We start from the raw sequence: 13,329 nt of genomic DNA on the forward strand, positions 1-13,329 counted from the left end.
TCTACTCGAATGCTCCGAACAGACGGTCGACATCCCGCTGCGTCGCATTTCGTTCGACCACCGTATTGTTGTTTGCGTCTTTCATTTCGTAGCGGCCATTCTGGATTTCCTCTTTCCAGCCGTCCACATAGGTGACCTCGACATCGCGCCCATTGATTTCAAAGCTCGCGACCACGCCGCCGCCTCTGGCGCGACCAAGTCCGGCTCTCCGGTCGACGTTGTGGCTGCGCGCATTCGCAAGCATCGCGCGGTCGGCTGCCGTTGCCGGGCGTTCCTCGATGGTCCGGCCTTGCGGGTCCTTGCGCTCGAACCGGCCGTTTTCGATTTCGATCCTGGAGCCGTCCGAGAAGGTCACTTCGTTCGAGTCGTCGCTGCGGCTGTCATCCGATCCGCGCCCGCGGCCCCGGCCACTGTGGTCATCGTCGCGATCGTCATCCCGATCGTCCGCGCGGTCGTCATCGCTGCCGCGGCCGCTGTTGTCGTCACCATCGTCATCACCACCACCACGGCCGCTGTTGCCACCGTCGTCGTCACCATCGTCGCCGTCGTCGCCACCACCATGGCCGCTGCTGCCGCCACCGCTGTCATCGCCGTCATCACCGTCGTCGCCACCGCCGGGTCCACTGTTGCCACCGCTGTCGTCGCCGTCGCTGTCGCCGTCGTCGCCATCGTCGCCACCGCCACCGGGCCCGCTGCTGTCACCGTCGCCGTCATCGCCGCCATCCTTGGCCAAAGCGACCGAGGGGGCAATCTTCAACGCTCCACCTTCATCGAGAGAGATGGTCAGAGGTGCCGCCGCCATGGCTGTCGCCATTGCCAGTGTCAGGGCGGTTCGGGAAACCAAGGTCATCATATCCTCCTTCAACAGTGTCCAATAATGTCGCGGACGCCTCGATCCGCGCCTGTTCCCTGACATCAGCACGGACAATGAGTTCTGAAATCAGACTTTGGTCAGGCAAATTGAGTCGAGCCTTCCTTTTCGGACCATTGCGTTGCCCCGCCAAGACCCAAGCCCGTCGGGTCGGGCGAGTTTGTCAGACTTTAGTCCATGTCCGCGTCGCTCATGTTGTCGCAGGTTGAACCATGCCGTGCGAACAAGGCAGATCGAAGCCAAGGCGCCCCTGGGAAAAGCCGGGGTTTCGAATATGCACCCTGTCACGGAAGGAAAATTTTCGTCGCGCTCCCGCATCCGGGGACGCCAAATGACATTCGACATGAAGGGTATGTGCACCATGAAGAAAACGCTGATCACGATCGCACTGACTGCAACATTCTGCGCGGGTACCGTGCTGGCGCAAGACCACAGTGCCGTATTCAAGGCGCGGCAGGGGCAGATGCGGCTGCTTGCGCTGAACCTCGGCATTCTCGGCGGCATGGCCAAGGGCGAAATGGAATACGACGCCGAACTGGCCCAGGCCGCAGCCGGCAACGTGGCGACCGTGGCCCGCCTGAGCCAGGCGACCATCTGGCCGGAAGGGACCGGCATGGATGCCATCAAGGACTCGACCGCCAAGGCAAATATCTGGACCGATTTTGCGGGCTTCCAGGACAAATGGAATGCTCTTGCGCCCGCCGCCGAGAAACTTCAGGCAGCCGCCGGACAGGGGCCTGCGGAAATAGGTGCCGCCATCGGTGCGGTCGGAGGGGCCTGCAAGGGCTGCCACGACACCTACCGCGCTCCGAAGGAATAGGACGGACCGATCGGCCAGGGTCGGTCGCGCCCGACCCTGGCCGCTGTTTCAGCAATTACAGAGCCTCGCCGGTGCGATTGCCGCGCCGGTTTTCCGTTTGCGTGTCATCCCCCTCGGAAGAGGATCGTCGGTCATTGGCCGGGAGTGCGGGGCGGTAGGGATCCTTGTGGATCAACACGTCGATCTCCGGATGGGCTGCCAGAATGCGCCGCTTGAGCCCCGCGCCAATCTCATGGGCCTGGCTCAGGGGCAGGGATCCGTCGATTTCCACATGAAAGTCAAAGAACACCCGGCCGCCGGCCGTCCGTGTTCGCATGTCGTGGAAACCCTCGATTTCAGGGTAGTCCGATATGATCTGTTCCACCGCCGCCACCAGTTCCGGGCTCGCGCCTCGATCCATCAGCGCGTCCCATGCCCCGTTCCCGATCCTGAAGGCCCCGTAGACCAGGATGACCGAGGTCAGCAGCGCGATGGCGCTGTCCACGCCGGTCACGCCGAACCGCGCCGATACCCAGAGCGCGAACACCGCGCCGAGATTGGGAACGAGATCGCTCAGGTAGTGAAGGGAATCGGCGGCCACGACACGGTTCCCGGTCCGGCGGGCGACATATCTCTGCCAAAGGACAAGCAGCAGGGTCAGCAGGATCGAGGCCAGCATGACGGCGATGCCGGTCCCTTCTGCCTCGAGCATGATGACCTCATCCGACAGAAGGCGGCGCACGGAGACCACCGCCAGCACTGCGGCGGCCCCCACCAGGAACAGAGCCTGCCCAAGCGCGGCCAGATCCTCGGCCGAGCTGTGACCATAGGCGTGATCCTGATCCGGCGGTCGCGCCGCATAGGCGATCGCCGCGAGACCGGAGGCAGACACCAGCAGATCCAAGGCGCTGTCAGCCAGCGTGGCCGCGATGGACAGGGATTTCGTTTCGGCAAACGCCCATGTCTTGAGCGCGATCAGGGAAATGGCGACCGCGACCGAGGCGATCGCTGCAGACAGACTCAATGCTGTTTTTGACGGCGCCATCAGGCCCTCCACGTCCTGCCGCCTCCCCCCCCCCAACAGGCACGGGATGGGTCGGGCTTGACAGAGATATGCCCGAAAGCGCGCCCGCCCGTCCAGAGACGACCGTGTCCTTGCCGATGCGGAAACGGCGCGCCAGCGGACTCGTCACACCTCCACGCTGACCCTGCCGAGAGGGTGCGAGCGGCAGGCAAGGATGTATCCCGCCTCGACGCCATCCTCGGAAATCCCGCCATTGTGGACCATGTGCACGTCACCTTCGGTTTTCCTGACCTTGCAAGTGCCGCAGACACCAAAGGTGCAGCCTGATGGGGTGTTGCGGCCTGACGCACGCGCCGTAGCCGGGATCGCATCCGTTTCAGCGCATTTCGCCCTGACGCCCGATATGCTGAACGTGACTTCGGCCCTGCCGTCTTCCGCGAGGATCACGTCATTCAGTGCCGGTTGGTCCGCGGTCGTTTCGATCGGGGCATGGAAACTTTCCTGATGGTAATCGCTCCATGTCGAATCCCAGACCCGCCAACGCGTCGCGCACCGCCTGCATGAACGGCTCAGGGCCACAGCAATGGACTTCGCGCTCAAGGTAGTCGGGCGCCATCAGGCCCGGCATCAGCGATTGAACAGTCCCGCCGGGCCAATGGCTTTGATCCGCGATCCGGGCCTGAGATTGTCCAGCATCCAGCAGGTGCCGATGCTGTCAGGCTGTGCCTTGGCGGTGACGGTGATCGACCTTGGCCGTGAGGCGATGATGAAATGGTGTAGGTGCGGTGCACGGGGCCGCCGGGCACGGGGATTTCCAGTGTCAGAAACTGACCGGGCAGGTAGTCGAACAGCGCGCCCGAAGGCGCGCGAAAGGTGAAGGAAGCAGTGTTGGGGATTTCCGGGATTACCCAAAAACATTCCAACAGTTCGCTGCCCTGCCAGATGGTCGGGGCGGGCTTGGGCGTCATCGTGTTCATCGGTCGCACTCCGCGGCCATGGCTTCGGGCGCCCGATGCGCCGACAGCGTCTGGCAATACCACTCGACGGACTGGGCGACGCCCGATTCCTGCGCGTCCGAATAGGGGGCGGGCGCGCAGGCGGGTGCCGTAGCGACCCCGGCTGGCGTCAAAGACGCGCTTGATCGCGGCTTTGTCTGACAAGTCGCGTTTGGCGCGGTCAGACAACAGATCGGGATCGCGCGAGATTGCAACCCTGGCATAGAACGTCGATGGTGCGTTCCCCAGAACCCGGCAGATCGGCCCGACACCAAAGACAGCCCGGTGTTTCTCGATGAAGGCGATCATGGCTTGAACGGGCGGTCGAGCTCCTCCGCCGCGAAATACGCAGATGCTTTCTTCAGGATCTCATTGGCGGTGCGAAGTTCTCGGTTCTCCCGCTCCAATTCCTTGATCCGATCCTTCTCGGTGCTCGTCAGCCCGGCCCGCTGTCCGGCATCGCGCTCGGCTTGCTGGCACCAGCTGCACAGACTGTCCGGCGAACAGCCCAGCTTCGGCGCGATCGCGCGGTATGCTGCTGTATCACTGGTGTAATCCGCTCGGATCTCTCAAAACAGCCGAACACCGCGCTCGCGAAGTTCAGCCAGACAGGCGGGGGTGAATCGTCTCTTCGTCATAAGGTTCATCCTTTGAGTGTTTTACTCTCCGGCAAACCCGGGGCGGTTCACCTCGGAGTGCTGCGCTATTTCCGAGCACCTTCCCCGTAGATCTGCATCAGCCTTTCAACCCATGAATCGACGCCGTACTGTTCTTGCACGCGCCTCTGCGCGGCCCGCCCGATCCGGTTCCGGGCTTCAGCGTCGCCGAGCATTTCGACCAGCGCCTCAGCCAGTAAGCCGGGCTGCCGGGCGGGAACGACGGGGCAACCTGTCTCTGTCAGGACACGGGCGTTGTCACCCACATCCGTCACGACGCAGGGAAGGCCATTGGCCATGGCTTCGAGCACGGAGACCGGCAGTCCTTCCCAGTGCGAGGAGCTGACGAATATGTCAGCCGCGCGCAACAGCGCCGGAATGTCCCGCCTGAGGCCCAGAAACTTCACCTTCTCTTCGAGTCCCGACGCACGCGACTGTTCCTGCAAATTTTCGAAGCGGTCAGGCTCCGGCGCATTGCCGGCTATCCACAATACGGCATCAGGGGCGTGTTTCGCCACGCTGCTGAAAGCGGTCAGAAGGTCATCATAGGCCTTCTGTCCAATGATCGCTCCGACCGCGATCACGACCGTTTCCCGGGCCACCCCCATTTCCGCTCGAATTGTCTCCCTCACGTCGGGTGATGCTATGGCGTCGGGTGCGACGGCATTTGGAACAACAATACAGTCCCTGCCGCCGGTATCGGCGCGTGCCGCCTGGGCTACGGCCTGACCGACGGCAATTCGCGTCGTTCGCGTCATTCTGAGCACGCTGCGATAGAGATACCCCCGGGCTTTGCCGACCCGCGCCGTGCTGGCTTTGACATTGTGAATCGTGGTTGCAAAGGGAATGCCAAGCAGTGCCGCAGCGTATCCGCCCACCACGGTAGAGGATATCAGATGCGCATGGACATACTCGATCGACCGAGATTTCAGTTCCCAGACCGCGTGAAAGAACCGGACCGGGTCGATCAGGCTTTTCCCGGGCAGGTACACAACCTCCACGCCCAACTGCTCCAACTCCGCGCAAAACGGCGTGCCGCCTGCGCTGAGAACGAAAACCGTCAGATGCACGTCCGGACGGTTCCTCGCCGCTTTCGCGAAAGTCACGACCAACCGTTCCGCCCCCCCGGTGACGAGGGTATCGACCATATATGCCAGTCGAAGCGGCGAATCTTCGCGGTGGTCGCGTGACACGTTCCCTCCGGTTTCACTGCGGAATTGTCAAAATACGCCCCAAGGCAACGGGAAACGCCCTCTGTCGCGGGCAGCAGGCCATGGCGCCACGAAAGATCGAAAGGGCCAATTCAGCGCGTTCTGTTCTGCAAGTTGACTCCGAACTGCCGGTTTTGCGACTGCAGGTGTTCGAATACCGGGTGCCTGCCGGTATGCACAGTGCCGTTTTTTTGCTGGTTGTCCAGGCCTTCGCTACCGGTGCCTCCCGGTTCGGAACTTCTCAGGATGGAGACGAGGCCGGCCACGGAAATACCTGCAAGCAGCGAAACGATCGCCACGATTGCCAGTTGAACCTTTTTCGACGCCGTACTTGACTCGAGCGGAGGCACCGCATCTTCGATGACCCGGACGTTGCCTTCCTCATTCTCGGCGTAGGCCTGACTGTCGCGAAGTCTCAGTTTCAGGTTGGCAATCCGATCGGCCTGTTGTTGCTGAAGTTCGATCAAGGGTCTGAGTTTTGGCATCACGCTGGAGAGGTTTTCGACCTTCTTGCGATTTTCGACCATGGACCGTTCAATATAGTCGATCCGGGCCTCTTCCTCCTCGATTGCGATATTCGTCGCCAACATCAGATCTTCGACGCCCAGGCGTTTCGAATAAAGTTCCTGGCGTGCCTCGAGCGCCGCCAAGTTGGTTCGCGACTGCCGCATCAGCCTCTCCAGATTGGCTTGATCCTGCGAGGCATTTTCGAGATCCGCCACGAAGAACTGGGGGTCGACGCCACCGAGCAGCTTGGAAATTTCATTCTCGATTTCGGCAGCCTGGCTTACCGCAGCTCCAAGGCGGGTCAGCAACGTGGACCTTTCCGTAGCAGCATACAGGTCGCGCCTGCGATCCAGGAATGCACCCGTCAGGGCGTTGGTCAACTCGGCGGCTATGATGGGGTCTTTGTGCTTGACCGCGACCTTGACCACATAAGACCCGGTGATCAATTCGATGGTGGTCGCATCCTGCAACCAGACCACCGCCTTCCAGACGGAGTCTTCATCATCCGGCAATCCTGGGAAGGCGCGCTGGATTCCAACGGTTTCCAATGCCTGGCGACTGAGTTCCGGGTTGTCGAGCAACAGCATCTCGGCGTTGACGACGCCTTGGAAATCGCCCGGGTTGGGTGCTCTGATGCCGGATTCCGTGGAGTCGGGTACATACACATACTCCCTTCCCAGAGCGAACAGGATCAGCGACCTTGCCTCATATACCGGAGCCTTTTGGAGCACGTAGTATGCAAGAACAGGGAAGACGCAGATTGCGACGGTTGCGGCGATCCTTATGAAGCCTTTCGAAAATCTTATCTGCCCGTACAATTCCCAACTCCCAACACAACAAACGCACAAATACTCCGATCCAGCCTATCACTTGAGCCTCGTTCTCACAACAAAACGCGATATTTTGGTTCGCGGAATGAAACTTTGCTATTTTTCGGCCAGAGACCTAGACTTCCTTGGTAACTATTGGCTTTGAGTAATTTCCTGACGGACCGGGTTATTCCCTTGAGGGGCGTCAAGCATCACGTCTTTTGGATCTCTGGCCAGGCCGCTGGCCCAACGAGACGCCCGGGAACGCGACGAGTCCGCTGCGGGGAGGGTGCGGTGATCGGTTTTCGAGTTCCTATGTCCCATGTAGTTCATTGCGTTTCCCAGCAATATCGCGGGTCGATCCTGACGCGGCATGTTTCGCTGTTTTTCAAGGAGTTGCCGCAATGATCATGACAGGGCAACGCAAGGAACTTGCGACGATCGTCGGGGTCGGTCTCATCGTTTTTTGGGTCGCGTTGGTAATCGGGGATTCCTCGCCGGTTAAGCTGGCCGCTCTGGTCGTCTTTTGGGGCGTTTGCGTGTTGACGCTGCTTAAGCCATTGATCGGCCTGTCGATACTGGTCGTGATGATCGTGTCGAACCTATCTAACAACTTGATAGAAATTGGTTTTCCCGGACCGTCCGTGGCCAAGCTCGCGGCGCCGGGATTGATCGCCTTGCTTGGTGCACGCTACTTGCTCTGGGGGGATCGGCCCTATGTCGGCTGGCTCGCGCTGTGGCTGATGGTGGGCTTTCTCGCGCTCAAGTTGTTCGGCGCGACCTACGCTGTAGATTGGCGCGTCACTCTCGACGTCGCTTCGGGCTTCGGCAAGGATGCGATCATTGCCATGCTCGCCCTTGCGTTCATGAATTATCGAAACGGCGTTAAAACGGTCGTGCTTTCGGCGGTTTTGACCGCCGCTGTGATCTGTGCATTGGGGTTAGTGCAGGTGATTGGTTATTCGTTGCCATCGAATCTGGAGATTTTCGCACATTTCGGGCGCTTCCACGGCCGGTTCGAAGGGCCGATCGATGATGCAAACTTCTTCGCCGTCGTCCTGGTGTTCTGCATACCGGCGGCACTTTTCCAGTTGCTGCAGACGCGCAATCCACTCAAGCTCATCTTCTGGTCCATAGCGCTCGCCCTGTTGCTGTTCGGCTTTCTGGCCACGCAGTCACGAGGAGGAATTGTCGCTTTGAGCGTGGCATTCGGCATCTTGTTTCTTCGATTGAACGCGAGCCAGAAACTTGCCGCGATAGTGGCGCTCGCCGGACTTGCCGTCGTGGCAGCGACCTTGTTGGGGCCGGAGGTTTTCGACAGGCTCTCGACGATCGTCGACTTGGTGCAGGAACAGCGGGTCGATCTCAGCACAGAGGGTCGACTCGTCAGTTGGGCCGTAGCGGTCGAGATCTTCTTTTCCAATCCCTGGCTGGGGGTTGGGGGTGGGAATTTCAACATCCTTTTTCAGGATTTGGCCCTGGAAATGGGACTGATGTTCCGTGGCGAAGGCCGGTCCACGCACAGCCTGTATCTGGAGGTTCTGGCGGAACAGGGCATACTGGGACTGCTGTATTTCCTCTTCATCATTTGGTGTGCAGCTGTCGGTTTGCTTGGGGCGTACCAACAGGCGAAGACGCATCGCAACAAACGTCTGGAAAATCTTTATCTGGCCTTGGGGGCAGGTCTTGCCGGGTATTTGACGGGAATGGCATTGCTGCATGACGCCTATCCGCGTTTTCTTTGGATCCTGATAGCCCTTGCCATCGAGGCCGGGCGAATCGCGCAGTTGAACTTCGAACGGCAAAACACGGAGACACCGCATCGTAGCGAAAATGCCAGCGCAGAAGCTTAGCAGATCGTCACCAGCCTCCGCTGCCTGGCAATCGACGGAGGCGACATGTCTCGATCCGCGTTTTTCCGTGCTCAGCCGGTAGGAAGGAAGCCAATGCCGGAATGACAGGGCGAAACACCCGACCGGCGCCATGCACCTGAACGGGAACTGGCCGCCGCAATCCTGCGGGTCAGTTCGTGACTTCTTCGAACTTGACGACCAGAACGTCGCCGGGTTGAATTTCGCTGGTCAAATCGACCTGCTCCGGCTGCCCTTTCGTGCCGGCGCGATACACTTCGAAAACGGTTTCGACCTTCGTGTTCACGGCCATCGCGGCGGTCGGTGAAACCTGCCGCAAATAGTCCATCGAAGCGTTGAGCTGGGACCGCAGCAACTGAATTCTTTCTTCCGCTGCAATTTTCCCGGAAAGCAAGTCACGGTGATAGCGGGCTAGCGCGACATCGCTCTCGTTGCGGGCGTTCACGGCGGTCTGCTCTGCCCGGGCGGCATAAGCCGTCGTCTGCAATTCATCGGAACGGAAGTTGTCCGCCTCGACCTTCAGCTCGACCAATCTGTCGCGCCGGGACAGACCTTGCGCCACCAGGCTGTTGATATCCGCAAGCTGTTCCTCGGTGACCTGCAGCTGGCGGGCAATGAGTTCGCGTCGTTGCGCGTAAAGTTCGGCCTCGGCATTGGCCAAGGCTTCCCTGCGAGTGAACCCTTCGATCGATTCGTTCAGAATTTCCCGGTCCTTGGTCAGAAGTTCGACCTGATCAGGATCGATATCTTCGGGCGCGGCCGCGTCACCTTGGGCTTCGCGGCCCTCCAGCCGGGCAAGTTCGGCCGTGATCGCTTTCAGCCGGTTTTCGGCAAACCCCAGGCGAATTCGGGCTTCCAGCGCGCGCTGCTGCACGTCCAGAACGTTGCGTTCATTCGTGGTTTCGGCTCGGCCTCTTTCATATCCTCCGGCAAGCGCAATCGCCTGGATGACCGTCATCCCGCGCGCATACGGATAGGAGCCCGGCGTCTGCACGTTGCCCATGACAAAAATCGGCCTGTACTCTGCCATTTCCACGACAACCGAAACCGAGCCGTCGAACAATTCGTCCGCACGTTTGATGATGATGTCCTCGATTTCGGCCAAAGTGTGCCCTGCGGCCTGCACTTTTCCCAGCTTGTGAAGTTGAAACGAACCGTCACCCCTGACTTCGGTGACGCGTGAAAATTCGTTTTGCCCGAGGATCGAAACGTTCAGCTTGTCGCCGGGTCCGACTTTGTAGTTCTCCGCTGCAGTTTGAGACACACAGGCGACGCACAGGACAAACGCCCAAAACAGCTTTTTTACGATTGCTTGCATCTACTCGTCTCCAATCTACAGAATTCACCTTAACATGTATCAATCGTCAGAAATTCGAACTGCCGATGCAGGCCGCGAATAGACCGACCACAGCCGGTCTGTCATGGCAGCCGAAGAATATCGTGTGCGCACCGTCTCCAGACCGGCATTGCCGAGACGGCGGCGGGCAGACGGGTCAGAGATCAAGTGCCCGATCGCTTCTGCCAATGCCGTAGGATCTGATGGCTGCACCAGCATGCCATTCTCGCCGTCATTTATCAAATCCGGTATGCCGCCAACCGCCGTTGAAACGACGGGGACGGACATGGCCATCGCCTCCAGCAGCGCCATCGGCAGCCCTTCCCACCTGGATGCAAGGGTGAAAATGTCGACAGCGGCCAGCAGTTCCGGCATTTCCCGCAGGTTGCCGGTGAAAGTCACCCTGTCGTCGCCCAGGCCGAGATCGCGTGCGCACTCCCTGATATCTGCCGACAGCTCACCTTCGCCTGCGATCAGGAAATGCGCCTGCGGGTAGCGCTCTGCAAGTTGCGAGGCGGCCAGCAGAAAGTTTGCATGATCCTTCTGCTCCGAAAGCCGGCCTATCTTTGCAATCACCACCGCATCGTCCGGTATCCCATAGCCGGACAGGTCCATTGGCGGAACGTGACCGGCGTTGAAACGGTGCAGATCGACGCCGTTCTGGATCACTTCGATGGCGCTGCGGTCGCAGCCGCCGTATTCGGCGACATAGTCTGCGACATTGCTGGTCACCGCCAGACAGGCATCCGCGCCACGGGTTATTTCGCGATAGATTCCCGAGAAAATGGCGTTCTTTCGCCACGGATCGGTGTTGTGCAGGGTCAAAACACGGCGGCGTTTCGAAAGGCGCGCAGCCAGCTGGCCGACGAGATCGCTCTTGGTCAGGTGGGTATGGACGACGTCCGGATCCCAGGCCCGCATCAGTCTGAGCGCGCGAAACAAAGCAAGCGGATCCCGCAGCCCGTGCCGGCTGAGCCGCGTCGCTTCGACCCCGCGCCGGACGACTTCGGGCTCCAGCGGCCCCGGTGTGAAATAGGCGACGCGTGCCGCGTCTCCACGTCGTCGTGCAGCATCGAGAAGATCAAGAAGAAGGGTCTCGGCCCCGCCGACACGAAGGCTGTCGATGACATACAAGAGCCGAAGACTCACCACTGCAACCCTTCGGCAGAGGAAGAGGCCGTAACCCCGGGGGCATGTTCCAGTATCCGCCTTGCAACGGCCTCCCAGGTGAACTGCCGGCCCCGGTCCAGCCCGGCACGCCCCATTTCGCGGCACGTTCCCGCGTCCGCGAGAACTTCGTACAGGGCCTGGGCCAGGTCGGCACTGCTATTTGGCTGCACCAGGCGGCCGGTTTCGCCATCCAGAACGATTGCTCCGATATCCCCTACGGTGGTCGAGACCACCGGCAATCCGAACTGCATCGCTTCCAGAAAGACTATCCCGAACGGTTCCACCCGAGACGGCATGCAAAAACAGGATGCGCGCTGGAAATATTCCTCGATCTCCGAGATCGGCAGCCTGCCGAGAACCTCACAGCCGTCCGCCGCAACGTCAGGGGAACATCCTACGATGGTCAGGGTGACATCCGGCAAGCGCCGCTTGAGTTGGAGAAACGCGTCCACCAACTCAGGGCCGCCCTTGCGTTCCCAATCGACGCCGACGAACAGGATATTTCTGCGCTTGTAGCGTTCGACGGATGTGCTGGGGGCTGTTTCAGGTCTTACGGATGCGCCTGCACCGATGGCCGAAACCTTTTCCGATGAGATGCGATACTCATCAACGAGAAAGTTCCGGATCTTTGGCCCAAAGGTAAAGACATGCGCGGCGTCCTCGTAGATCTGGCGTTCGCATTCCAGCCAGGCCTGCGACGGATGCCCGGTTCCAGCCTGGTCTTCGTCGGCAAGACGGGCACGGGCGACATGGTCGGTGTAGACGTAATTTGGACAGCCAGGAAGCGCGGCGGAAAAGATCGATTGTGTCTGCACGGTGAAATCGAACCGGCGGCCACCGAAACGCCGCTGCAACATGCGACTGACGGCCTCGAAGTAGCTGCGGCTTCGAAACAGGCGGTATCGAAGAATTTCGCGCGATCCAAAGCTCGACACTCCGTATTCGCGCGCAACACCCGACAGGCAACGCAACAAGGTCGGATAATCGGTACGCAGCGCGTCGGACACGCTGAACGTCTCGAAGTCCACCTCAGGGAATTCCCTTTCAAAGGCCTTCAGCAACTGCGCGTTGATATGCGAGAACCCGCCAAGCGTTACGAGGAGCGCTTTCACGCTTGCGCCCTGGTCCGGGTGTCGGTCAGCGGCAGTGATAGTGTCTCGCATCAGTCGCAGCCTCCTCTCGGGCCGTTGAGGCCTGCCGAGCGGCACCGACGCGCCGCCCGTCCAGTTTTACTCCATCTAGGCGAACAAATCGTCGACAAACTGGAAGTCGATGTAATCGGTGCGCAGAGGTTCGCCGCCGTCACTGGTGCCGACGATCTCGATGACGTCGCCGGTGGACAGCGCCACGCCGCTGATGGTGCGCTCGACAAAGGAGGTCTGGTCGGCAAGCGGCCCGCCGGCATCGAGGTTCCAGACGAAGCTGTCGATCTGGGTGCCGTTCACCAGAACGCTCATCTGCGATTGGCCGTCGGACTCGTCGAAATGGCCGAGGCCGAGGTCGTAGACGCCGCTGGCCGCCGTGAAGGTATAGGACGCCCTCTGCTCGCCGCTGTCGCCGGCCTGCAGGAACTGGTCGCCCGAGCCCTGGCCGTTGTTCTTCACGACAAAGCCGCTCAAGATGGTGAAGGTCTCCGCCTCGACCCGGAACGGATCTGATGGTGGCGGCGGCGGGGGCGAGGACAGATCGACCGTGAAGCCATCCAGCGTCGGGTCGGCGGCCACCGGGTTGCCGCTGGTGTCCAGCACCTCGCCCGCCGCGAGCGCGACGGTATAGGCGCCGTCATCGGCCGAATCCCAGCTCCCGCCCGGCGCCGCGACGGTGTAGGTCGCCGTGCGCGGGGTGCCGTCGCTGTTGGTGTCGACGCTGACGCCGGTCACCGAAAGCGCGCCGCCCGGCCCGGTCACCGTGATGTCGCTCAGGCCGATGCTGGACACGTCGAGCGAGACGTTGTCCGAGAAGGTGACGGTGATGTCGGTGGTCGTCGTTCCGTCCTGGGCCGGTCCGATATCGGGCGCCGAGGACGACTGAACGACCGGCGCCGTCGTGTCGCCGCCTCCGCCTCCGCCGCCGACAAGCT

General features: G+C 60.8%; 11 protein-coding genes, 1 pseudogene and 1 other annotated feature. Of the genes and pseudogenes, 2 read left to right on the top strand and 10 right to left on the bottom strand.

Features of this window, described 5'->3' with window-relative positions; all coding sequences use genetic code 11:
• Position 1 precedes the first annotated feature (1 nt).
• On the bottom strand, positions 2-850 hold the full coding sequence (locus AVO45_RS20055; RefSeq protein ID WP_240482128.1) for a hypothetical protein: 849 nt from the start codon (positions 848-850) through the stop codon (positions 2-4).
• 352 nt (positions 851-1,202) lie between these two features.
• Here AVO45_RS20055 and AVO45_RS12415 point away from each other — a divergent pair, with 352 nt between their 5' ends.
• Positions 1,203-1,691 (top strand): c-type cytochrome, encoded by a 489-nt coding sequence (locus AVO45_RS12415; protein WP_240482129.1) that lies wholly within the window; start codon positions 1,203-1,205, stop codon positions 1,689-1,691.
• A gap of 55 nt (positions 1,692-1,746) precedes the next feature.
• Here the strand turns inward: AVO45_RS12415 and AVO45_RS12420 are convergent, their stop codons facing one another.
• The 5 genes and pseudogenes from AVO45_RS12420 to AVO45_RS12435 all read right to left on the bottom strand — a co-directional run bounded on the left by AVO45_RS12420 (position 1,747) and on the right by AVO45_RS12435 (position 6,728).
• The gene (locus tag AVO45_RS12420; protein ID WP_082688784.1) at positions 1,747-2,715 is read right to left on the bottom strand and encodes a cation diffusion facilitator family transporter; all 969 of its coding nucleotides are present in this window, start codon (positions 2,713-2,715) and stop codon (positions 1,747-1,749) included.
• Between the two features lie 144 nt (positions 2,716-2,859).
• Positions 2,860-3,671 (bottom strand): annotated as a pseudogene (locus tag AVO45_RS12425) (flavin reductase family protein).
• Between the two features lie 252 nt (positions 3,672-3,923).
• Positions 3,924-4,040: a sequence feature (AL1L pseudoknot), on the bottom strand.
• Entirely contained in the window at positions 3,995-4,255 is a 261-nt protein-coding gene (locus AVO45_RS20200) for a transposase (RefSeq protein WP_157770154.1), read from the bottom strand. It overlaps the preceding feature by 46 nt.
• 137 nt (positions 4,256-4,392) lie before the next feature.
• Entirely contained in the window at positions 4,393-5,538 is a 1,146-nt protein-coding gene (locus AVO45_RS12430) for a glycosyltransferase (protein ID WP_205627885.1), read from the bottom strand.
• A gap of 110 nt (positions 5,539-5,648) precedes the next feature.
• Entirely contained in the window at positions 5,649-6,728 is a 1,080-nt protein-coding gene (locus tag AVO45_RS12435) for a GumC domain-containing protein (RefSeq protein WP_068347371.1), read from the bottom strand.
• Between the two features lie 548 nt (positions 6,729-7,276).
• On the opposite strand from AVO45_RS12435, the gene AVO45_RS12440 reads away from it, so the two are divergent.
• A complete protein-coding gene (locus AVO45_RS12440; RefSeq protein ID WP_068347373.1) occupies positions 7,277-8,725 on the top strand; it encodes an O-antigen ligase family protein in 1,449 nt (482 codons plus the stop codon).
• A gap of 169 nt (positions 8,726-8,894) precedes the next feature.
• Here AVO45_RS12440 and AVO45_RS12445 read toward each other — a convergent pair whose 3' ends face one another.
• The 4 genes from AVO45_RS12445 to AVO45_RS12460 all read right to left on the bottom strand — a co-directional run.
• Positions 8,895-10,061: a polysaccharide biosynthesis/export family protein gene (locus tag AVO45_RS12445; RefSeq protein WP_068347375.1), complete on the bottom strand. Its 1,167-nt coding sequence runs from the start codon at positions 10,059-10,061 to the stop codon at positions 8,895-8,897.
• Positions 10,062-10,100: 39 nt separating this feature from the next.
• Positions 10,101-11,228, bottom strand: a complete 1,128-nt coding sequence (locus AVO45_RS12450; RefSeq protein ID WP_169796009.1) for a glycosyltransferase — start codon at positions 11,226-11,228, stop codon at positions 10,101-10,103.
• On the bottom strand, positions 11,225-12,412 hold the full coding sequence (locus AVO45_RS12455) for a glycosyltransferase family 4 protein (RefSeq protein WP_082688778.1): 1,188 nt from the start codon (positions 12,410-12,412) through the stop codon (positions 11,225-11,227). Before AVO45_RS12455 ends, AVO45_RS12450 begins: the two co-directional genes overlap by 4 nt.
• A 75-nt stretch (positions 12,413-12,487) precedes the next feature.
• Positions 12,488-13,329, bottom strand: an 842-nt coding sequence (locus AVO45_RS12460; RefSeq protein ID WP_205627886.1) for an Ig-like domain-containing protein, incomplete at its 5' end; no start/stop codon positions are given.

The sequence above is a fragment of the Ruegeria marisrubri genome, assembly GCF_001507595.1.
Taxonomy (GTDB): domain Bacteria; phylum Pseudomonadota; class Alphaproteobacteria; order Rhodobacterales; family Rhodobacteraceae; genus Ruegeria; species Ruegeria marisrubri.